The sequence below is a fragment of the Nonomuraea sp. LP-02 genome, assembly GCF_036289125.1.
Classification (GTDB): domain Bacteria; phylum Actinomycetota; class Actinomycetes; order Streptosporangiales; family Streptosporangiaceae; genus Nonomuraea; species Nonomuraea bangladeshensis.
Genome location: NZ_JAXCLK010000001.1, coordinates 1,636,647 through 1,656,971, shown reverse-complemented (window position 1 = coordinate 1,656,971; position 20,325 = coordinate 1,636,647). Strand labels below are relative to the sequence as shown.

The following is a 20,325-nucleotide window of genomic DNA, read 5'->3' as shown; positions in this document are numbered from 1 at the left end:
CCCGGCCATGTCCCGGGCCTGGCGTCCCGGCCCCGACGTCCTACATCCTCAGCCCAGCCCAGCTCAGCTCAGCTCAGCTCAGCTCCAGGGCGACCTCCACACGCAAGTAGGCGTCGGCCCAGGTCCGCTCGGCCGCTTCAGCGGAGCCATCGGCGCGGGCGGAGGCGAAGGCGGTGACGACCGCCGCGACACGGTGCAGGCCGAGCGTCGCCAGCCGGTGCGCGGCGGCGGCGAGCCGGGCCTCGTAGGTGGGCGGCAGGTGGGACAGGCCGTGGTGGGCGGCCTCGGCGAGCAGCGCGCGGGCGTGGGTCAGGGCGGCGGTCAGCGGCGGTTCTGGCTCCTCGTCCCATGTAGGTGTCAGCGTGCCGCCGGTCGCGGGCCGCAGGTCGGGGACGATCACACGGTCGCCGGCCACCAGCCCGATCGGCTCGATGACGATCCCGGCCCCGGCCCGGCCGGCCCCGGCCCGGCCGACGACGCCGCTGACGAAGCGCGGCTCTCCCTCCTCGCCGGCGAGTACGGCGGCCAGCGCGTCGAGCCGGCCGGGCGCGGCGGCGGCATGCGTGGCACTGACCGTGGCGAGGTTGCCCGCCCGGTCGGCGACGACGGCGTCGAGCCGCTGGTCGCCGGGCGCGTACGCGATGGACTCGACCCCGGCGATGGCGACGGCCCTGACCAGCTCGGCCTCGACGCGCGGCCGGACGGGGCGGAGCGGGAGGGCGTCGAGCTCCCGGCCGAGCACCGCGAGGTCCGTCACCTTCAGTGACGGCGGCAGGGCGTCCCAGTCGCCCCGCGACGGGCTGACGTCCGTCCTGGAGACACGCCCGGTGGCCAGCCTGACCGTACGGCTGGCGCTGCGCACGGCGGACTCGGTGACCACGGTGCCCGCGGCCAGCCCGGCCAGCGTGGACGTGGCGATCCGCCGCCGGGCCAGCGCGGCCCCGTCCTCGTCGCTCTCCCACTGGCGTCGCAGGACCAGCACCATGGCGGCGTCGGCGTGGGCCAGGTAGATCTCGGCGATCCGCCGGTCGCCGAGAGCGCGGACCCGGCAGCCCAGGGCCTCCAGCCGTGCCCGGCGCAGCGGGGTCTCGGCGGCCTCGGTGGTGCCGAGCACGCTGCTGCGCGGGACGGCGTCCTGGCGGGTCGCCGCGCGGTGACGGGCGTGCAGCTCGGCGAGGTGCCCGGCGAGCAGTTCGGGACGGTAGTGGGCGGCGCGGTCGCGGTAGGCGGCCAGTTGCTCGGCGAGGTCGCCGACGGCCAGCAGCGGCCAGCGCAGCCCGTCGGCCTCCAGGTGGCGCGAGACGTCGGCGACGGTCGCCTCCAGGCCCTGGCCGAGGTGCGCTGCGCCCTCACGCAGGACCGTGCCGGCCAGCGCGAGGGCGCGCTCCAGCCCGGCCACCGCCCCGGCCACGGCCTGCCCGCCGACATCGACGCGGGCGTCGGGAACGCCGGGATGCAGCTCGTCGGCGACCCGGAACGCCCACACGGCCAGGGCGATGACGTCGTCGCGGCTGCCCGCGACGGCGTCGGTGTGGACGAACCCGAGGTCGCCGGGGACCAGGAAGCGCACGGTCGCGGTGGGCAGCTCGACCTGCGGCACCGGATCGGCAGGGGTGGCCCGCCGGATCCGGGCGGTGTAACCGGCCCGTTCGGCGCGGCGGGCGGCGCTCATCAGGCGGGCTCCGAGCCTGGCGGCGAGCTCGTCGTCAGTGACCTGCCCCGGCGACCAGGCCCCCAGCGACCAGGGCTCCCGCTCCTCCCCCGACGTCACGGGCGTCCCGGAGGTCCCCGGCGTCCCGGATGGATGCGCGCCCGAATAACCGGGCGCCGCAGAACCAGGCTCCGCCGAGCCGCGCGCGACGGAACCGGGCGCCCCAGGCCCAGGCTCCGCCGAACCGAGCGCCGCCGAACCCGGCGCCCCAGGCCCAGGCGCCGCCGAGCCGAGCGTCGCGGAACCGGGCGCCGCAGAACCAGGCGCCGGGGAGGCAGGAGTGGTGTGCAAACTCTGGTAGGCGAGGATCACGGCGATCACATGCCGGCAGACGCCGGTCGCGCCGCAGGTGCAGCGGCCCGCCTCTAGGCCGCCCGGCGGCAGGCTCGTGTCGGGGCCGCCGGGGAAGCCGCCGTGCACGGTGCCGTCGGCGTCGAGCCGCAGCTCCGGCGCGGCCTCCTTGGCGGCCCGCTTGACCAGGCCGCGGTTGGTGAGCGCGGCCAGGGACTCGGTGGTGAGCGCGAGCAGATCGGTCCTCATCGGCCCACGTGCTCCGCGACGAAGGACGCGAGCTCGCCGGGCGTCATCGCGCCCACGTGCGCTCCGGCGTCGGCCAGGCGCTGCCCGAGCTCCCGGTCGTAGGCGGGGTCGGCCTGCTCGTCGAGCGCGGCCAGGCACAGCACCTTGCTGCCCTGCCCGGTCAGGCCGCGCACGACCCGTACGAGCCGGTGCGGATCGCCGCCCTCGTAGAAGTCGGAGATCAGCACGACGATCGCCCGGCGCGGCTGCTCCACCAGGCCGGCCCCGTACGTCGCCGCGCGCGCGATGTCGGTGCCGCCGCCGAGCTGGACCTTCATCAGCAGCTCCACGGGATCGTCGACGTCGGAGGTGAGGTCCACCACCTCGGTGTCGAACGCGACGAGGTGGGTGCGCACGCCGGGTAGCCCCCACAGGCAGGCCGCGGTGACCGCCGAGTGGATGACCGACTCGACCATGGACCCGGACTGGTCGACGAGCAGGATCACCTGCCACTGTTCGAGGTGGCGGCGGGTGCGGGAGAAGAACAGAGGGGTCTCGATCACGACCTTGCCGGTGTCGGGCTGGTAGCGGCCGAGGTTGGCGCGCAGGGTCCTGACCATGTCGAAGTTGCGAGCCAGCCGCATCCGGCCCGGCCGCCGTGCTTTGGTGCCCGAGAAGGCGCTGCGCACCTCGGTGGCGAGCTTTTCCATGAGCTGCCGTACGACCCGCTCCACGATCCGCCTGGCCAGCCGCAGCACCTGCGGGTTCATCAGGTGCTTGGTGCGCAGCACCGCCTGGAGCAGCGCGGGGTTGGGCTCGATGCGGGCCAGCACGGCCGGGTCGGTGACGACGTCGTGGATCTCGTAGCGTTCGACGGCGTCGCGCTGCAGCCGCTCGACGGTCTCCTTGGGGAAGAGCCTGGTGATGTCGTCGAGCCAGCCGAACGTGGTCAGCGACGACGGCCCGGATCCGCCCTGCCGGCGTACGCCGCGCCTGCGGAGGTCCTCGTCGCGCCCGTAGAGCCAGTCGAGTGCGGCGTCGCGGGCCGCGGCCTCCGCGCCGAGCGGCTGCCCGCCGAGGCAGGCGGCGCCCGGCTCGCCGAGCAGCAGCCGCCAGCGTTCGAGTGTGGGGTCGGTCATCAGGGGGTCAGTCCTTCCCTGCGCAGTGCGGCGTCGACCCGCTCGTCCAGCGCCATGCCGGCGGCCACCAGCTCTGGGGCCGCGTCCAGTCTCATCAGGTCCCAGGGGGACGCGCCGCCGCCCCGCAGCCCGGTCAGCCGGGTGGCGATGACGTGCCGCTCACGGGGCGGGAAGAAGCCGAACGCCTGGCGCAGCGCGGGCAGCGCCACCAGGAAGTCGTCGTCGGCCAGCGCCGCGACCAGTTCGTCCAGCAGTTCCAGCACGCCGGCGGTGTGCAGCACCTCCTCGCGGGCGAGCGCGAACAACCCGGCCAGCCAGTCGCCCGCCGTGGCGGGGACGAACGCGCCGCGTACCGCCCGCCCGGGGTCGCCGGCGGCGTGGCCCCGCAGCGACCAGGCCAGGCCCAGCGCCGCTCCCCGCAGGTCGGGCGGCGCGTCCCGGCAGGCGGCGACCCGGTCGGCGACGCCGAGCGCCGCCTCGGTGTCCAGGCCGAGCGGCGGGCCGGCGTGCATGAGCGCGTCGCGCACGGCGGCCATGGCCTCGATCCGCCGCAGGTCGGCCGGCGCGGGCCCGCCGCGTACGCCCTCGGCCAGCCACAGCGCCCGCTCGGCGGCGGCCCGTACGACGGCGCCGAGGGTGGCGCTGCCGCTGGTGCCGAACAGTTCGCCGTGGCGCCACATGGCGAGGACGACGGCGAGGGTGCGGCCCAGCGCGCCCAGGTCGGCCGCCCGGCCGACGGCCCGCGCCAGGTCGTCCAGCACCTGCCCGGTCAGCTCGCCGACGCCGCACAGCGCCGCGTCGAGCAGGACGCCGGCCAGCTCGTCGAGGTCCGCGCCGGGGACGCGCTCGGCGAGTACGGCCGCCGCGGCGTCCTGCGGATCGACGCCGTACGCCCCGGCCTCGATGAGGGCGGGCAGGCGGTCGTCGGAGTCGGACAGCTCCCACCGCTCGGTCAGCTCCGTGCCGCCGGCCGGGCTCGGCCCCGAGGTGCGCAGCACGCCGGGGATGCCCAGCACGCGCAGCCGGTGCAGCAGCCGGCTGCGCTCGCGGCCGGCCTCCTCGCCGAGGTCGAGGCGTTCCTCGCCGGGCTCGCCGAGGACCGCGAGGACGGCGTGGACCAGCGGCGGCAGCGGGGTGTCCTGGTGCAGCCGGCCTGTGCGGTCGCCGCTGAGCGCGGCGATCATCTCGACGATGACCGGATGGGCGCCGGCCTGGAGCGGGCCGCGGCTCGCCCAGGGCAGCGGCGTCTCGATCGCCTCGCTGACGAGCGCGCCGGCCAGGCCGTCGAGCACGTCCACGCGGGCCGGGTGGCGGTGGCCGCGCATCAGCGCGAGCCCGTCGGCGGCCGTGCGGGCGGCGATCAGGTCGGCGGTCGAGACCGGCTGGCGCCGGGCGCGCAGCCGGGCGACGACCGCCTCGACGAGCCGCCGGCCGGCCCCGGCGGGGCCGTGCTCCCACAGCTGCTGGTAGTAGCCGGGCGACGGCATGCCCGCCTGGTAGCCGTCGAAGGCGTCGAGCCGCCGGAACGAGTACGGCACCAGGTAGCTGCGGGCCGTCGCGCCGCCGGGCGGCCGGGGCACCTCCGGCCAGCTCCGGTCGCCGTCCTCGGCGAGCCGGATCAGCGCCGGGCGGTGGAAGCCGCCGGTGACCACGACCACCGGCCGCCCGTCCGCGTGGGCGGCGGCGGCCCTGACCCAGTGGGCCATGTACGCCTCGCGGGCGGTGTCGTCCGGCCCCGCCTCGGTGTCGCCGCGCAGCAGGTCGAAGTAGACGGCGAGCCGCTCGGCCAGCCCGTCGGCCGGCTCGATCTCGAACAGGTGGTCCCAGAGCGCGTCGGCGTCGTCCACGGCGAAGTCACGGCACAGCCGGGCGGTGACCTCGCCGTAGCGGGCCTCGGCGTCGGCGTACCGGTTGCGTACGCCGGCCAGCGCGGGATGCCAGGCGGGCAGGTCGATGAAGCGCAGCTCGGCGTCGGCGGCGCGGCCCGCGTTCAGCGCCGTCCACTCCGGGGAGTAGTCGCAGAACGGCGTCCACGAGCCGTGCCGGCGGCCGGGGTCGCGGTAGCCGGTGTGGACCGCGATCGGCAGCTGGTGGCCCAGCAGCAGCTCGTCCATCCGGTCGTTCATGTCCGCCGGGCCCTCGACCAGCACGTACGCGGGCCGTACGGCGGCGATGGTGTCGGCGGCCAGCCGGGCGCAGGCGGGGCTGTGGTGCCGTACGCCGAGGAACGTGACCGTCATCGTCAGCCCGGCAGGAGGTGGCGGGCGTCGTACAGGGCCTTCCACTGGCCGCCGTGCCGCCGCCGCTCCAGGTAGCGCCGGAGTTTCGCCAGGTCCTCCGGGCTGTCCTTGGCGGCGGTGCCGGCCAGGCAGGCGACGAGGTCGGCGGCGGTGCCCGGCTCGCCGCGCAGGAACCAGCCGCGCAGCCCGACGGCGTGGGCGACCGAGACGGCCTCGGCGGTGCTCATCACGCCGGACAGCCGGTCGGTGACGTCGCCGCGCGCGTTCTGGCCCTCGCGCAGCTCGCGGAAGGTGGTGACGAGCACCTCCAGCACGTCGCGGCGCGGCGGTGCGGTGACGCCCGAGCGGCGCAGCAGCGCGGTGGCCTCGGACTCCACCAGCAGCAGCTCGGTGTCGAAGTCGGCGATGGGGAAGACGGTCTCGAAGGTGAAGCGGCGCTTGAGCGCGGCGCTCATCTCGTTGACGCCGCGGTCGCGGGTGTTGGCGGTGGCGATGACGGTGAACCCCTCCTGGGCGAACACCATCGACTCGGGGCCGGTCAGCTCCGGGATCGCGAGCACCCGGTCCGACAGCGGCGACAGCAGGCAGTCCTGCACCTCGAGCGGGCAGCGGGTGATCTCCTCGAACCGCACCACCTTGCCCTCGGCCATGCCGCGCAGCAGCGGCGCGGCCACCAGCGACCGGGGGGACGGGCCCTCGGCGACCAGCAGCGCGTAGTTCCACGAGTATTTGATCTGGTCCTCGGTGGTGGCCGCGCCGCCCTGGACGGTGAGCGTGGAGGTGCCGCTCACGGCGGCGGCGAGCAGCTCCGACAGCAGCGACTTGGCGGTGCCCGGCTCCCCCACCAGCATCAGGCCGCGCTGGGTGGCGAGCGCGACCAGGGACCGGTCGATGAGCGAGGGGTCGCCCACGAACTTGCGGGTGATGCCCAGCTCGTCGTCGCCGAGGATGAAGCGCCGGGCGGCCCGCAGGCTGAGCGCCCAGCCGGGCGGCCGGGCGTCGGTGTCGTGCTCGCGCAGCCGGGCCAGCTCGTCGGCGTGGCGGACCTCGGCGGGTGGCCGCTGTACGCGCTCGCTCATTTGGTGATCTCCTTCAGGTCGCGCAGGATCTCGGAGGCGGTGATCGGGTCGAGGCCGTCGACGCTGACGCCCACGAGCGTCTGTGTCTCGTTCATGTCGATCCAGCCGATCGCCACGCCCGGGTCGAGACCGACGGTGACGGTGCCGCCGGGGACGTCCCGCTCGATCCCGCTCTGCCAGCCGGCGTCCGCGGGGTGGGTCCGATGCCAGCCGCGCCGTTCCAGGCTCAGCACCGCGTGGGTCGGGATCTTGGCGGCGCAGATCTCGGCCAGCAGAGCCTCGTCGGCGGTGTAGGTCTCCCTGCCCAGTTGCGGGAACGGCTGCAGGATCTCGTAGTCGGCGAACACCTCCGCCCAGGCGGCCACCTCCTCCCCAAGCTCCAGCGGGTGCGCCACGCCGACGACGGCGTCGCCGGGCAGGGTCAGCGGGTCGTCGGCGGCGTCGGCGAAGGTGCGGTCCTCGGCCACGCGCAGGGCGCCGACGAGCCGGCCGGAGACGTCGTAGCGGCCCCACACGAGGCGGCGGACGATGTGCCAGAGCAGCGGATGGCCGACGAGCAGCCGCTCGAAGTCGGGGGCGCTCCAGCGGCGCCGGTCGACCATCGCCCGCTCCAGGCGGCGGATGTTGTCGGCGGCGACGGCGCGCACGTCCTTCTTCAGCCCGGCGAAGCGCCGGTGGGCGGCGGGCGCGAGCTCGGGGTCGTCGTTGACGCCCGGTTTGGGGAGGTTCTTCAGCCGCTTGCCCGCGGCGTCGGTGACGTACGGCTTGAGCTGCTCGTCGAAGCCGACGACGAACCGCCTGCGGCCGTAGTCGAGGGTGAGGCTGCCGTCGGCGGACAGCCCGAAGGAGGGCACCAGCCGGTCGGCCAGCTCCTGCGGCGTGAGGCCGAGCTCGGCGGCGACCTCGTCCATCTTCTGGCGGGCCCGCTTCTTCAGCCCGCCGAACTTGGCCTTCTCCGCGATGCCGTGCAGGTGCATCAACGCGACCTCGGAGCCGATGCCGGCCAGCAGGTCCAGGCCCGCGACGGCGCGCGCGTGCCCGTTCTCGCCGGGCCAGGTCCTGATCAGCGGAGCCAGCCGGCGTACGGTCTCGTCGTCGCCGACCAGCGCCTGCGCGTCCATGATCCAGCTCTCCTTGGCGGGGTGACCGGCCGCCTGCCAGCGCTGGAACAGCGCCCAGCCGAAGTCCGCGAGGGTGCGGGCGTCGCACGCCCGCCGGACCTCGTCGAGACCGGGGTACGGCTCGCCGGGCCGGGAGATCGCCAGCATGGTGGTGACGTGGCGGGCCGCCTCGGCAGGCAGGGCGCCGGCGTCGCCGCGGAGCCGGATCGGGCTGAGGACCGCGACGTCCGCCCAGTCGGGCAGGACGGGCATCCTGGCGGGCAGCGCGTCGAGCGGGTCGGCCGCGAGCAGGTCGCCGATCGCGGCCTCGGCGGCGGGGCCGTAGCCGGCGGCGGCCCGTGCGACGGCGTCGCGGTGGCCGCCCGCGACCAGTGCTGTGAGCGCCCGTCCGGCCTGCCGGCGGGCCGCGCCCGGCTTGCCGAGCGCGGCGGGGACGAGCGCCCTGGCGGCCGCGTCGGGGTGGCGGGACAGCCAGGCCAGCGCGGTGGCGCGGACGGACTTCAGCCGCGTCAGCCAGTCGGCCATGAGGACGGCGATCTCCGGCGCGGCGAACGGGAGCAGCGACGGGCCGGCGCCGCTCGGGGTGTGCCGGGCGGTGTCCAGCAGCAGGGGCAGCGCCGCCAGCTCGAACCTGGCGGCCACCCCGGGCAGCCAGTCGGCGGTGCCCCAGTGGTCGCGAGGCCGCCAGGTGGAGATCAGCGGCGCGGCCAGCTCCTCGGGCCCGGCGAGGAACAGGGCGACCACGTCACTCCAGTGGTACCGCCCGCGGCCCTCGGCGACGTCCTTCCAGGTGCGGCCGTAGACCCGGCTCCAGTGGTCGGGCGGGGCGGCGAGCCAGGCGTCCCGCTCCCCCGGCCCCCACACCACGGAAGGCTCGTCCGGGCAGGTCAGGCCACTCACCACGACCGGCTTGCGCACCGTGCGCGGACGCGTCCACGGCGGGCTGACCAGCACCTCGGGCAGGGCCTCCGCCGGCGCGACGGCGACGGGCGGGGTCAAGGCGATCTTGCCGATCCGCTGGGCGGCGGCCTGGCCGAGCGCCGGGACCACCTCGGGCACCAGGTCCGGGTGGGCGAGCACGTGGGCGCGCAGCAGCCCGTCCACGGTCTTGCCGGATGAGGCGGCGAGCAGGCGCATCGCCCGGCGCGGGAAGCGGGTCGCCGCGTGCAGGAAGGCGGGCTGGGCGTATCTGGTGTCGATGCGGTCGAGTATGGCCTGCATGGCCGCGTCGACCGGCAGGCCGGCGAGCACGTCGAGCAGCCGGCGCTCGCTGTCGGCGTCGTAGTACTGGCCGAACCAGCCGGTCAGCAGCGGCACGGCGGCCGCCGGGCCCAGGCCGTCGACGAGCGTGGCGGGCAGGGCGAAGGAGTGCATCACGCTGGAGCCGTGCGCGTGACCGGCGATGAGCGCCGCCTGCTCCGGCGTGCCGACCGCGGCGAGCAGGCGGACGGCGAGCTCCCGGTTGACCTGGCTCACCTCGGCGCAGTCGGCGTCGACCCAGCCGGTCTCGGTGGGTGCCAGGAAGGAGGCGGCCACCCGGTGGTGCAGCCCGCCGTCCCGGGACGCGGCCAGCGCCGCGACGGCCTCGGCGTACACGGCGTCGGGCGCGGCCGCGAGGGCGGCGCGGACGCGCGTGGCGGCCTCGATCCGCTTCCAGGCGATCCAGTGGATGGGGGAGCTCGCGTCGTCCAGCCGCCGGACCAGCCAGCCGTGCTCGGTGGGCACCGGGTCCAGGCAGGCCTGTTCGGCCACGGCCGACGCCGCGAACACCGGGCCGGGTCCCGCCAGCCAGGCATCGGCGAGCAGCGGCTGCCAGGTCCGGTCGTCGTACGCCAGGGACGCGGACACCACCTCGGCCACCACCGCCGCGCCAAGAGGCGTGGCCGGGGACTCGCCCTCGACATAGGCGAGGCCGGCCGCGCGCAGCTCGGGATCGGGGCAGCGTGCCAGCGCGTCGAGGATCTGCTGACGGTGGCCGTCCAGCTTCGCGGCGAGCCGGCCGGGCGCGGCGGGGTCGGGCCGTTTGACCGCCACCTCGACGCCGCCCCGCCGGGGGTAGAGTGCGCGCAGCCAGGGCGCCAGCATGGTCAGCCGGTCCTCGTCGCCCTCGTATGCGGTCATGCCGATACCTCCACGCTGTGCCGGTCTTCTTGATCGTCAGCGGTGAGTATGGCGGGACCGACCGACAAACCGGCGGCCGTCGTGGGGTCAGGGGGCGGCGGGGACGATTCCCGCCAGGTAGGCGGCCAGTTCCGCCGGTCGCGACAGCATCACCATGTGGCCGCCGGGCATCTCGTCCGGGGTGACGCCGAGCCGTTCCTCGACGTGCCGGCGGACGAAGTCCGGGGTGAAGAGCCGGTCGTCGCGGCAGAGCAGGTATCGCGTCGGCACGTCCGGCCAGGCCGGCAGGGGCCAGGGCTCGGCGCACGCCCGGTCCATGTTCATGGTGGCGGCGAGCGCGCCGTCGTGGTCCGACACCCGCCGGGCCAGGTCGCGGGGGACGTCGTGGAAGTAGAGCTCGTGCTCGTCGTCGGTGCCGGACGGGGGCCGCCCGCTGCGTTCCCACCAGTCCCCCGGCGGCTCGCCGGGAGCCGGGATCATGGCGGTCACCAGGACGAGCGCGGCGGCCGGCACGCGCGCGCAGACGAGCGGGCCGACGAAGCCGCCCCAGGAGTGGGCCACCACCACGAGCGGCCCGCGCCCTGCGACCGCCCGGGCGACGGCGTCGGCGTAGTCCCAGAGTCCCGCCCCGGGGTCGGACGCCGGCAGGTCGATCGCCACCGTATCGTGGCCGCGGTCGCGCAGCTCGGCCTCGACCAGGTGCCAGTCGAAGGCGCTCCCGCCGCCGTGGATGAGTGCGTAAGTCGTCATGCCGGTGGAGACCGGCGGCGGCGCGGAAAGTCATCGGTACGAGCGCTACGGGGCGGTCTCGGCGGGCCTGCCGTAGGTGACGGAGCGGCGTACGGGCTCGGGCGCCGCGGCGCGCAGGGCGGCGTCGGGCCGCGCGCCGAGCGCGTCGTTCACCGTGGAGAACGCCAGCCGTAACGCGACGAACGCCGTCATCGCGAAGATCTGCCCGTCGGTGAACCCGGCCGCCCGCAACTCCTCGACGTCCTCCGAGCGGGTGGCGTTGGGGTCGCGGGCCACCTTCCGCGCCCACGCGGCCATCGCCCGCTCGGGCTCCTCCAGCCCGGCGTCGTCGCCGCGCAGCAGCCCGCCCGCCGCCTCGGCCCCGGCGACCGCCGCCAGCCTGGTCCCCCAGGCCAGCGAGCAGTAGGAGTCACCGATCGTGGACGCGCACGCGGTGACCAGCACGGCGCGTTGCCGCAGCGTCAGCCCGCCGGCCGCGGCGACCTCGCCGATCAGGCCGAACAGCTTGTCCTGCGCCTCCGGCTGGTGGGCCCACAGCCGGGACAGGTTCATCACATATCCGTGGTCGGCCAGGTCCTCGTCGTAGAGCCGCCGGGCCGCCTCGCCGAGCTCGGGCTCGGGAAGGAAGTTGCTCATGCCACCGCCAGTGCCGCGTCGTGCCGGACACCTCGCCCGGCCCTTCAGCATGCCCGCTTCCCGGGCGGCGGCACAGGCCCACTATGCGCCGGCGTCTCCGTCCCCGCGCAGGGAGGCGGCGAAGCGGCGGCCCGGCTCGGGATCGACGCCGAAGCGGGCGGCGTAACGCTCGTGCGTCTCCTCCCAGCCCTCGTGAGCCTCCTCCTCGGTGACGGTCCGGCCCGACAGGTACGGCTCCAGCCGCGACAGGTAGGCGTCCCACCCGCTGGCCGTCTGCGCCGCGAGACCGAGGTCGTCGATGACGTGCACGAAGACCAGGCGGCAGCCGTCGCCCTCGGCGGTCAGGTCGAAGCTGTACGGCTGGCCGGCGTACGTCCAGGCCAGGCGGCGGGGCGGATCGACCTCGGTCACCTCGACGGTCGCGCCGCCGGCGTCGAAGGTCTCGCCGGCCGCCGGCGTCCAGTCCACGGCCGCGGGGAACCAGGCCCGCAGCTCGTCCGGCACGCTGACGGCCCGCCACACGCGCTCGACCGGGAAGGCGAGCACGCGCTCGAAGCGCAGCGCCGGGCGGCCGCCGATGGTCTCCAGGGTGCCGTCGGTCATGGGTTGTCCTCCAGGTGTCGTTCCAGGGCGTCGAGACGCTGGGACCAGAGCATCCGATAGGGCTCCAGCCACTCCGCGACCTCGGCGAGCGGTTCGGGGCGCAGCGAGTAGACGCGCTGCTTGCCGTGCGTGCGCACGGCGACGAGCCCGGCCTCGCGGAGCACCTTGAGGTGCTTGGACACGCCGGGCTGGCTGAGGTCGAGGTGTTTCACCAGCTCACCGGCGGGCCGCTCACCGGTGCGGAGCAGGTCGAGAATCCGCCTGCGATGCGGCTCCGCCAAGGCTGCGTAGGCGCTCATGCCCTACATATTGCCAGATGGCTATATGAAACGGCAATCCGGCGGGGGCCGCAGCCCCCGCCGGTCTCCCTACAGAAGGATCTTCACGTCGTCGACGGCCGCCTCCACCAGGCTCGCGGTCGAGGCGTCGGCCGCCTCGACGATCACCCGTACGCTCTGGCCCGCGAACGCGGACACGTCGACCGTCGCGACCGCCCAGGCGCCGTCACGGTTACTGGCCGCGCCGAGCTGCTGGAACACGGTGCTCGTCGTGCTTCCGGCCACCTTGACCCGCAGGTAGTCGGCGCTGGAGGAGTTGCTGCCGTGCGCGAGGTACCAGGAGAACGACAGCTTCGGCGCCCCGGCCGGCAACGTGATCGGCGGCGACTGGATGGACGTCAGGCCCCCGTCCACGTCGTGGTCGCCGGCCGACGCTCCGGCCAGCCGGCCGGTGACCAGGTCGTTGACGCCGCTGACCGTGGTGCCGAGCTGCTTGGCGCCGCTGGAGGTGGTGGCCTCCGGGTCTCCCCGCTCCCACAGGCCGCTCGTGGCGGTGCCGGCCACGGTCGTCCAGCCCCGGTCGGTCTCGAAGTCGTCCGACCAGACCACGGTGGGCGGCACGGCGGTGCCGATGCTCCAGACCGCGTACGCGATCGCGTCGGCGTTGCGGTCGAGCGCGGTGTCGCTGATGTTGGCCGTCGTGTCACAGGAGCGGTGGTAGCACGGGTCGAAGGCCTGCCCCGCCGTGCCGCCCCACAGCTGCGCCTGGGCGCTGCTCTTGATGCCCTCCGCGCCGGTGAAGGTGCCGCCGGCCGGGATGCCCTGGGAGATGAACGGGCCGTAGTCCGAGCGGCCGTCGAAGTCGGTGCCGCGCGTGGGCACGCCGATCGAGGTGAAGTAGTCCTGCAGGACCCGTTCGAGCTGGGCGGAGCCGGCCGGGCCGGGGCCGGAGCCGACCCCGTCGGAGTTGTCGCCGTCGTAGATGAAGTAGCCTGCGTTGGGCGAGCCGACCATGTCGAAGTTGAGGTAGCCCTTGATCTTGGCGCGTTCGGTCGCGGCCAGGTTGGTGACGTAGAACTGCGAGCCGCGCAGTCCCAGCTCCTCGGCGCCCCACCAGGCGAAGCGCAGGTGCTTGGTGGGCTGGAGCGCCTGCCGGGAGACCTCCAGCGCGGTCTCCAGGATCGCGGCGCTGCCGGAGCCGTTGTCGTTGATGCCGGGGCCCGCCGTCACGCTGTCGAGATGGGCGCCGATCATGAGGACGTCGTTCGCGTCGCCGCCGGGCCAGTCGGCGATCACGTTGTAGCCGGTGGCGCCGTTGTAGGTGAACGACTGCAGGGTGGTGGTGAAGCCGGCGGCGTCGAGGCGGCCTTTGACGTAGTTGGCCGAGGCGAGGTAGCCGGGCCGGCCGTGGGCGCGGTTGCCGCCGTTGGCGGTGGCGATGCTCTGTAACTGGGTCAGGTGCGCTTTGACGCCGGCCAGCGGGATGTCGGGCACGGCGAGCGCCGCCGAGGCCGGCGCGGGCGCGATGGTGAGGGCGCCGGCCAGGGCCAGGGTCACGGTGGTGAGTGCGGCGAGCAGACGTGATCTCATGCCATTCCTCTGGGGTCTGACGGGACGAGACAATTCCCCCGCGATGGTGCTGTAAGGAACGTAATGGCACACAGGGAAGTCGCCTAGACCCGATCTCCACGCCTTCGTGGTGGCCGCGAAAACATGACAGTAGGTGTCGGGTTTCGGGAAGAAGGTTGATGCTTTCGCAACACCACCGAACCAAGGACCTCGATGCACGAGACACCAGAAGAGCTGAAGCGGCTCCAGTCCCTTCTCGACGCTTCGCTCTCCCGTTCCACCTCGCACCTCCGCTCGATCGTCGCCGAGCGCACGCTCACCGCCGAGCAGCTCACCCAGGTCCTGACCGGCATGTGCACGATCGCCCTGTCGACCGTGACGGCGAAGGGCGAGCCGCGGATCAGCGGCGCGGACGGGCACTTCCTGCACGGCATGTGGCACTTCGGCACGTCGCGGGACGCCGCCAAGGCCCGCCACCTCGCCGCCCGCCCCGCCGCCAGCGTCGCGCACATGCGCGGGGAGGACCTGGGCGTGTTCACGCACGGCACCGTCGAGATCCTCAACCCCCTGGACGGCGAGCCGGCCCCGGACTGGCCGGAGCTGCTCGCGTACTTCAAGGACTTCTACGGCGCCGACGCCTTCGACTGGGAGACCGAGGTGGTCTACTACCGGCTGCGTCCGCACTGGATGACGGTGTACGCCCCCGACTTCGCCAAGCTGACGGCGTCCTAGCGTCCGGCGTCGTTGACCAGGACGCGCGCCAGGACGAACGTGACGAGCCCGGCGAGGACCACCGACAGCAGGCCGACGCGCAGGCTGACGAGGTCGGCGACGAACCCGACGAGCACCGGCGACAGCAGGAACCCGCCGCGCAGCAGCCAGCTCACCACGGTCAGGCCGGTCCCGGCGGGCAGGCCAGGCAGTTCGTCGGCGGTGTGCATGGCGGCGGGGACGAGGGTGGCCGTGCCGAGCCCGGCCAGGACGAACCCGGCCAGCGCCGAAGGAACGGACGGCACGGCCAGCGCGGCGCCCATCCCGGCGGCGGCCAGGAGGCCGCCTGCTCGGGTCACCGTCCGCTGGCCGAACCGGTCCACCACGCGGTCGCCGGACAGCCGGCCGATGGTCATGGCGGTCTGGAAGGCCACGACGGCGAGGCCGGCGGTGGCGGCGTCGGCGTGCAGGCCGGTGAGGTAGAGGGCGCCCCAGGACGCGCCGGCGTCCTCGACGAGCGCGCCGCACGCGGCCAGCACGCCGAGCGCGGCGAGCATCCACACCGCCGGCCGCGCGAACGACCGCCGCCCGGCCGGAGCCACCGGATCGCCGTCGGCGGTGGCCGGGTGGCGGGCGGCGGCGGGCGGGGCGGCGGCGCGTTCCGCGTCCTCCGGGCCGGGCAGCAGGAACCGGTAGGCGACGACGGCGACGGCGCTGATCAGCGCGGCGGAGATCCCGAGATGGACCGCCAGGGGCAGGCGGAGCCCGGCGGCGGCCGCGCCCATCAGGCCGCCGAGCACCGCGCCGATGCTCCACACCCCGTGCAGCGAGTTGAGTATGGAACGCTGGTAGAGCCGTTGCACCCGCAGGCCGTGGGCGTTCTGCGCGACGTCCACGACCGCGTCGAGCGCGCCCACGACGAACAGCGCGCCGCCGAAGGCGATCGCGTTCGGCGCGAACGGGATCGCCAGGGTCGCGAGCGTGGTGACGACGATCCCGAACGCCGCCACGCGGGCCGAGCCGAACCGGCGCACGAACACCCCGGCGAGCAGCCCGGCCAGCAGCGCGCCGATCGAGAAGCCGGCCACCGCGCCGCCGAAGACCGCGTTGCTCACGCCGAGATCTGCCTTGATCTGCGGATAGCGTGGGACGACGTTGAAGAACACGGCGCCGTTGGTGAGGAACAGCACCGCGACGGCGGCACGGGCCTGGCGCGCCTGGCGGCCGGGCGCGGAGGGAGGGGCGGCGGCGGGCATCGGCTCTCCGATCACGGTGACTGGAGCGGTGGCGGGGGCGGGGGCGGGTCCGCTCGGGCGTCGTCAGGCTCGGCGGCACGCCCGCGGGTCGTCCGTGCCGGCAAGGACCCGGTTTCCCTCAGGCATCATGTGTACGAGCGTACCGATCCGTGCTCGATCGTCCCGTCGGGGCCCGACGATCATCGCGGGTGTGCGCCGGACGGCCGGGGATGATAGGCAAGCCCTCGGACCGGAGGCCCCGGAGGAAAGGGAGTGCTCCCATGGAAGCGCCCGACGGCGACGAGCGGCGATGCCGCGCGGCAGCGGCCGGGTGGCCTCACGAGCTGCGTGAGCTTCGCCAGGCCGGCACCTACCTGGTGGACGATCGCGGCCGCATCATCGAGGTCAGCGCCCAGGCGCAGCGCCTGCTCGGCCGTACGGCCGACGAGCTGCTCGGCCGGGACGCCCACGACCTGCTGCATCGCGGCCGGCACGGCGAGAGCCTGCCCCGCAGCCGGTGCACGATGCGGCAGCCCCTTCTCGCCGGGAGCAGCGCCCAAGGGGAGCTGGAGTGGTTCGAGCGCGGGGACGGCACTCTGCTGCCGGTCTCCTGGCTGCTCACGCCGTGCGACGTCGGCGCGGGACGTACCGCCTGGCTGGTCATCTTCTACAGGACCGAGACGGCCACCCCTTCCCAGCCGGGGCCGGAGGGCGCGTCGGCCGCGATGTCGGAGCTCGACCGGCTGGCCCTGCTCGCGGAGACGACCACGACCCTCACCGCCAGCCTGGAGGTGGAGGAGACGCTGCGCCAGCTCGTCCGGCTCACGGTGCCGCTGCTGGCCGACTGGGCGGTGGTGGACCTGCTCACCGAGGACCGCGGCGTGTCGCGTGCCGTGGTCGCGCATCACGAGAACGGCGTCGTGATCCACCGGGAGGACCTCCAGGGGCCGATGCCGCCGGTGCCGGAGGAGTCACCGATGCCGCTGTCGCGGGCGCTGCGCGGCGTCACCGCGACGCTGACCGGTCCCGAGACCTACCAGAGGACGCCCGACTCCGGCATCGCGGTCGCGCAGCGCGAGCTGTTCCGCGCCACCGGCATGCACTCGGCGTGCATCGCGCCCATCCGCGGGGTGCGCGAGGTGGTCGGGGCGCTGACCCTCGGGCGCGCCGACCAGCCGGGCGCGTTCACCACGGCCGACCTGCTGCTGGTCGAGGACATCGCCCGCCGCGCCGGGCTGGCCCTGGACAACGCCCGCCTGTACGAGCGGCAGCGCCGGGTGGCCGAGACCATGCAGCGCCACCTGCTGCCGCAGCTGCCGGTCGTGCCGGGCGTGCAGATGACCGCCCGTTACGTGCCCGCGCCCCATGCCTCACAGGTGGGCGGCGACTGGTACGACGCCTTCCACCTGCCAGGGGGCGGCACCGCGCTGGTGATCGGCGACGTGGTCGGCCACGACCTCGACGCCGCCGCCGGCATGGCGCAGATCTGCAACATGCTGCGTGCCTACGCCGGAGCCCAGCAGGAGCTGCCCAGCACGGTCCTGGACCGGCTGGACCGGGCGGTGACCCGGATGGCGCAGACCACGATGGCCACCGTCATCCTCGCCCACCTGGAGCACACCGGCGACGGGCACTGGCTGGTGCGCTGGGCCAACGCCGGCCATCCCCCGCCGCTCCTCGTCGAGGACGACGGGCGGACCCGTTTCCTGGAGGCGGGGCACGGTCCGCTGCTCGGCACCGGGCTGCGTCCTCCCCGCGCCGACGCCGAGATCGAGCTGCCGCCGGGCTCGGCCCTGCTGTTCTACACCGACGGGCTCGTCGAGTCCCGCACGCACAGCCTCGAAGAGGGTTTCAGCCGGCTGCGCCGGCGGGCCGCCGACCTCGCCCGCCACCCGCTGGACGCCCTCTGCGACCTGCTGCTGGAAGGCGTGCGGCCGACGGACAACGACGACGACGTGGCCATGCTGGCGTTGCGCGTCCCCTGAGCCGGGGGGCAGGGGTCACGTGACGACCGAGGTCAGCTCGGCGACGTCGTCGTCGCTGAGCTGGAGTCCCGCGGCGGCGACGTTCTGCTCCAGGTGTTCGACGGACGACGTGCCGGGGATGGGCAGCATGACGGGCGAGCGGCGGAGCAGCCACGCGAGCGCGAGCTGCGACGGCGTCGCCGACAGCCGGGCGGCGAGGTCCGCGAGCGGGCCGCCCGCCTTCGCCAGGCTGCCCGTGGCCAGCGGGAACCAGGGGATGAAGGCGATCTGGTGGCGTTCGCAGTGGTCGAGCACGTCCTCGGCGGAGCGGTTGGCCAGGTTGTACAGGTTCTGGACCGAGGCGATCGGGGCGACGGCCTGAGCCTGCTCGATCTGGTGGACGCTGACCTCCGACAGGCCGATGTGCGCGATCTTCCCTTCGTCCTTGAGCGTCTTCAGCTCACCGACCTGGTCCTCAAGGGGGATGTCGGGGTCGACGCGGTGCAGCTGGAACAGCGCGATCCGGTCGACGCCGAGGATGCGCAGGCTCATCTCGCACTGCTGGCGCAGGTAGGCCGGCCTGCCGACGGGTGTCCACTGGTCCGGGCCCTGCCGGGTGAGCCCCGCCTTGGTGGCGATGACGATGTCCTCGTCGTACGGGGCGAGCGCGCGGCGCAGCAGCGGCTCGGCGACCAGCGGGCCGTAGGAGTCGGCGGTGTCGAAGAGGTTCACGCCGAGCTCCGCCGCCCGGCGCAGGACCCGTACGGCGTTGTCCTGGTCGTCCGGCGGCCCCCACACGCCCCGGCCGGTGAGCTGCATCGTGCCGTAGCCGAGGCGATTGACGCCGAGGACGCCGTCGATCTCGAAGCGCCCGGAAGCGCCGGCCGTCACAGTGGTCATGCGCGGGATCCTCTCCTCAGGAAGCCGCGCGCCGGGATCACGGACCCCGTCGCGCCACGGGCTCCGCTGCCCCGTCCAACGCCCGGCAAGCGGACAAGACATGACTTGAGATTCTTTTGACCGCATGCCATCCCTGCTGGAGGGCGGCCGCCGTGCGGAGGGTTCGGCTCCCGGCCGCCGGGCAGGTGCGCAGGCGTCGGCGCCGGTACGCGGAGGGGAAGAGCCATGAGCGAGCTCGATCACGGCATCGCCGATCTGAACGGCGATCAGGCGGCCGTCTTCCAGGCCGTCTCCTATCTGGAGAGCGGCCCCGCCGGGCCGGGCGACCTGGAGCAGATCGCCCGGCGGGCGGGACTCGACCGGGAACGCGCCTCGCGCGCCCTGGACGAGCTCATGAGCCCGCTCGGACTGGTCACCGCGGTGGAGGACCCGAACAGCCCCTCAGGGCACGCGGTGTACCGCGTCCAGTCCCTGGGTTGACCCTGCGCCGGTCAGGGACTGCCCGGCGCCGGAGGCGCGGGCGTTGAGCCGGTTGAGCGTGAGAGCCAGCGTCGTGCCGTACACCAGGTGTCCCGCGATCATGACCGCCCGGCGGCCGGGTCGATCCCTGCCGGCCGGCGGCAGGATGCCGAGCCTCGGGACCCAGCCCTCGTAGCTGGAGAACCAGATCGCCAGCGCGTAGCCGGCGCCGAGCGGCGCGGGGGTGTGCCGTCCTCGGGTCAGCAGCCCGTACAGGGAGCCGGCGGTGACGCCGAAACCGAAGTGGGCCAGCGCCCCAGCCACGCCCTCCCCCGGCTTGACCCGGTGCCGGTGGCCCGGCAGCATCGCCCGGACGATGCGTTTGGGCGGCTGGTCCGGCATGAGCCCCATGCGGCTCCCCGCGAGCATGACCAGACTCATCGTGGCGGTGGCGGCCATCCCGCCCAGGGCACCGTTCATCGCGTTGCGCAGCATGTATGGCGGTTGCCCCTCAGGTCACCGCGGTAACGCCGCGACGCCACCTTTTGCCGCCGGGGACGGAATTGGTAATGCCCGGCGTGGCCGCCGGAGGCAGGGGTAGGCACGCAGCGTGACCGAGAGAGGACGATCATGACAGCACAGCAGACCGCGCCGGAGCGGATGGCCGAGGCGGACGTCATCGAGTTGCTGCAGGCCCAGCACGGCATGATCAGGAACCTGTTCGACGAGGTCGAGCAGGCGTCCGCGGACCGGCGGGCGGAGGCGTTCACCCGGCTCGTGCGGCTGCTGGCCGTGCACGAGACTGCCGAGGAGGAGATCGTCCACCCGCGCGCGCGGCACGCGTTCGAGGGCGGCGACGGCATCGTGGACGACCGCCTGGCCGAGGAGCGTGAGGCGAAGGAGCTGCTGCAGCGGATGGACCAGGCCGGGGCGGACGCGCCCGACTTCATAAAGAACCTGCTCATGCTGCGCGCCGCGGTCGAGGCGCACGCGCGCAGCGAGGAGCGCTACGAGTTCACCAAGCTGTACGCCCACACCACCAAGGCCGAGCGGCGTGTGATGGCCGCGGGCGTGAAGGCGGCCGAGGCCATGGCCCCCACCCATCCGCACCCCGGCGTGGAGTCGGCGACGAAGAACATCCTCATGGGAACTCCGGCCGCCATGATGGACCGGGTCCGCGACGTCATCCGCCAGGCGATGGGGAAGAACCCCTGATCCGGTGAGCCCGGCACTGGCCGGCAAATCGGACACCGGCCACGGCCGCCCGCCACGCCCTCGTGGCTAAACTGC

The 20,325-nt window shown here is 74.5% G+C and carries 17 protein-coding genes; 4 read left to right on the top strand and 13 right to left on the bottom strand.

Translation table 11 applies throughout. The features are described 5' to 3' along the window. Positions 1 to 73: 73 nt before the first annotated feature. The 10 genes from SMD20_RS07660 to SMD20_RS07615 all read right to left on the bottom strand — a co-directional run bounded on the left by SMD20_RS07660 (position 74) and on the right by SMD20_RS07615 (position 13,787). Positions 74 to 2,251 carry a hypothetical protein gene (locus tag SMD20_RS07660; protein WP_329576845.1) on the bottom strand — a complete coding sequence of 726 codons (2,178 nt, stop codon included), beginning with the start codon at positions 2,249 to 2,251 and terminating at the stop codon, positions 74 to 76. Continuing rightward, entirely contained in the window at positions 2,248 to 3,369 is a 1,122-nt protein-coding gene (locus SMD20_RS07655) for a VWA domain-containing protein (protein ID WP_329576842.1), read from the bottom strand. The genes SMD20_RS07660 and SMD20_RS07655 overlap by 4 nt, the downstream gene beginning before the upstream one ends. Next, entirely contained in the window at positions 3,369 to 5,609 is a 2,241-nt protein-coding gene (locus SMD20_RS07650; RefSeq protein ID WP_329576839.1) for a DUF5682 family protein, read from the bottom strand. Before SMD20_RS07650 ends, SMD20_RS07655 begins: the two co-directional genes overlap by 1 nt. Positions 5,610 to 5,611: 2 nt before the next feature. After that, positions 5,612 to 6,688: an ATP-binding protein gene (locus SMD20_RS07645; RefSeq protein ID WP_329576836.1), complete on the bottom strand. Its 1,077-nt coding sequence runs from the start codon at positions 6,686 to 6,688 to the stop codon at positions 5,612 to 5,614. After that, a complete protein-coding gene (locus SMD20_RS07640; protein WP_329576833.1) occupies positions 6,685 to 9,930 on the bottom strand; it encodes a DUF4132 domain-containing protein in 3,246 nt (1,081 codons plus the stop codon). Before SMD20_RS07640 ends, SMD20_RS07645 begins: the two co-directional genes overlap by 4 nt. A gap of 87 nt (positions 9,931 to 10,017) precedes the next feature. Next, positions 10,018 to 10,680 carry an alpha/beta fold hydrolase gene (locus tag SMD20_RS07635; protein WP_329576831.1) on the bottom strand — a complete coding sequence of 221 codons (663 nt, stop codon included), beginning with the start codon at positions 10,678 to 10,680 and terminating at the stop codon, positions 10,018 to 10,020. Between the two features lie 45 nt (positions 10,681 to 10,725). Continuing rightward, a complete protein-coding gene (locus tag SMD20_RS07630; RefSeq protein WP_329576828.1) occupies positions 10,726 to 11,316 on the bottom strand; it encodes a carboxymuconolactone decarboxylase family protein in 591 nt (196 codons plus the stop codon). Positions 11,317 to 11,397: 81 nt separating this feature from the next. Beyond that, a complete protein-coding gene (locus SMD20_RS07625) occupies positions 11,398 to 11,919 on the bottom strand; it encodes an SRPBCC domain-containing protein (protein ID WP_329576825.1) in 522 nt (173 codons plus the stop codon). After that, positions 11,916 to 12,218 carry an ArsR/SmtB family transcription factor gene (locus SMD20_RS07620; RefSeq protein ID WP_026213755.1) on the bottom strand — a complete coding sequence of 101 codons (303 nt, stop codon included), beginning with the start codon at positions 12,216 to 12,218 and terminating at the stop codon, positions 11,916 to 11,918. Before SMD20_RS07620 ends, SMD20_RS07625 begins: the two co-directional genes overlap by 4 nt. 69 nt (positions 12,219 to 12,287) lie before the next feature. After that, complete coding sequence (locus SMD20_RS07615; RefSeq protein ID WP_329576818.1) at positions 12,288 to 13,787, bottom strand: M28 family peptidase; 1,500 nt, start codon at positions 13,785 to 13,787, stop codon at positions 12,288 to 12,290. A 192-nt stretch (positions 13,788 to 13,979) separates the two neighbouring features. Here SMD20_RS07615 and SMD20_RS07610 point away from each other — a divergent pair, with 192 nt between their 5' ends. Beyond that, on the top strand, positions 13,980 to 14,498 hold the full coding sequence (locus SMD20_RS07610; protein WP_329576814.1) for a pyridoxamine 5'-phosphate oxidase family protein: 519 nt from the start codon (positions 13,980 to 13,982) through the stop codon (positions 14,496 to 14,498). Here the strand turns inward: SMD20_RS07610 and SMD20_RS07605 are convergent. Then, positions 14,495 to 15,733 carry an MFS transporter gene (locus tag SMD20_RS07605; RefSeq protein ID WP_329576811.1) on the bottom strand — a complete coding sequence of 413 codons (1,239 nt, stop codon included), beginning with the start codon at positions 15,731 to 15,733 and terminating at the stop codon, positions 14,495 to 14,497. The genes SMD20_RS07610 and SMD20_RS07605 overlap by 4 nt on opposite strands. A gap of 260 nt (positions 15,734 to 15,993) precedes the next feature. Here SMD20_RS07605 and SMD20_RS07600 point away from each other — a divergent pair, with 260 nt between their 5' ends. Then, positions 15,994 to 17,697 (top strand): SpoIIE family protein phosphatase, encoded by a 1,704-nt coding sequence (locus SMD20_RS07600; RefSeq protein WP_329576808.1) that lies wholly within the window; start codon positions 15,994 to 15,996, stop codon positions 17,695 to 17,697. A 15-nt stretch (positions 17,698 to 17,712) separates the two neighbouring features. Here the strand turns inward: SMD20_RS07600 and SMD20_RS07595 are convergent, their stop codons facing one another. Next, the gene (locus SMD20_RS07595; protein WP_329576805.1) at positions 17,713 to 18,576 is read right to left on the bottom strand and encodes an aldo/keto reductase; all 864 of its coding nucleotides are present in this window, start codon (positions 18,574 to 18,576) and stop codon (positions 17,713 to 17,715) included. A gap of 225 nt (positions 18,577 to 18,801) precedes the next feature. Between SMD20_RS07595 and SMD20_RS07590 the strand changes: the two genes are divergently transcribed. Then, positions 18,802 to 19,056 carry a hypothetical protein gene (locus SMD20_RS07590; RefSeq protein ID WP_329576803.1) on the top strand — a complete coding sequence of 85 codons (255 nt, stop codon included), beginning with the start codon at positions 18,802 to 18,804 and terminating at the stop codon, positions 19,054 to 19,056. Here SMD20_RS07590 and SMD20_RS07585 read toward each other — a convergent pair. Beyond that, positions 19,018 to 19,515 (bottom strand): DUF6789 family protein, encoded by a 498-nt coding sequence (locus tag SMD20_RS07585; protein WP_329576800.1) that lies wholly within the window; start codon positions 19,513 to 19,515, stop codon positions 19,018 to 19,020. The genes SMD20_RS07590 and SMD20_RS07585 overlap by 39 nt on opposite strands. A 150-nt stretch (positions 19,516 to 19,665) precedes the next feature. On the opposite strand from SMD20_RS07585, the gene SMD20_RS07580 reads away from it, so the two are divergent. Then, entirely contained in the window at positions 19,666 to 20,250 is a 585-nt protein-coding gene (locus tag SMD20_RS07580; protein WP_329576797.1) for a hemerythrin domain-containing protein, read from the top strand. Positions 20,251 to 20,325: the final 75 nt, after the last annotated feature.

Coding starts and splice junctions, on each gene's coding strand:
- SMD20_RS07660 (WP_329576845.1), bottom strand. CDS start 2,251: ATGAGGACCGATCTGCTCGCGCTCACCACCGAGTCCCTGGCCGCGCTC.
- SMD20_RS07655 (WP_329576842.1), bottom strand. CDS start 3,369: ATGACCGACCCCACACTCGAACGCTGGCGGCTGCTGCTCGGCGAGCCG.
- SMD20_RS07650 (WP_329576839.1), bottom strand. CDS start 5,609: ATGACGGTCACGTTCCTCGGCGTACGGCACCACAGCCCCGCCTGCGCC.
- SMD20_RS07645 (WP_329576836.1), bottom strand. CDS start 6,688: ATGAGCGAGCGCGTACAGCGGCCACCCGCCGAGGTCCGCCACGCCGAC.
- SMD20_RS07640 (WP_329576833.1), bottom strand. CDS start 9,930: ATGACCGCATACGAGGGCGACGAGGACCGGCTGACCATGCTGGCGCCC.
- SMD20_RS07635 (WP_329576831.1), bottom strand. CDS start 10,680: ATGACGACTTACGCACTCATCCACGGCGGCGGGAGCGCCTTCGACTGG.
- SMD20_RS07630 (WP_329576828.1), bottom strand. CDS start 11,316: ATGAGCAACTTCCTTCCCGAGCCCGAGCTCGGCGAGGCGGCCCGGCGG.
- SMD20_RS07625 (WP_329576825.1), bottom strand. CDS start 11,919: ATGACCGACGGCACCCTGGAGACCATCGGCGGCCGCCCGGCGCTGCGC.
- SMD20_RS07620 (WP_026213755.1), bottom strand. CDS start 12,218: ATGAGCGCCTACGCAGCCTTGGCGGAGCCGCATCGCAGGCGGATTCTC.
- SMD20_RS07615 (WP_329576818.1), bottom strand. CDS start 13,787: ATGAGATCACGTCTGCTCGCCGCACTCACCACCGTGACCCTGGCCCTG.
- SMD20_RS07610 (WP_329576814.1), top strand. CDS start 13,980: ATGCACGAGACACCAGAAGAGCTGAAGCGGCTCCAGTCCCTTCTCGAC.
- SMD20_RS07605 (WP_329576811.1), bottom strand. CDS start 15,733: ATGCCCGCCGCCGCCCCTCCCTCCGCGCCCGGCCGCCAGGCGCGCCAG.
- SMD20_RS07600 (WP_329576808.1), top strand. CDS start 15,994: ATGGAAGCGCCCGACGGCGACGAGCGGCGATGCCGCGCGGCAGCGGCC.
- SMD20_RS07595 (WP_329576805.1), bottom strand. CDS start 18,576: ATGACCACTGTGACGGCCGGCGCTTCCGGGCGCTTCGAGATCGACGGC.
- SMD20_RS07590 (WP_329576803.1), top strand. CDS start 18,802: ATGAGCGAGCTCGATCACGGCATCGCCGATCTGAACGGCGATCAGGCG.
- SMD20_RS07585 (WP_329576800.1), bottom strand. CDS start 19,515: ATGAACGGTGCCCTGGGCGGGATGGCCGCCACCGCCACGATGAGTCTG.
- SMD20_RS07580 (WP_329576797.1), top strand. CDS start 19,666: ATGACAGCACAGCAGACCGCGCCGGAGCGGATGGCCGAGGCGGACGTC.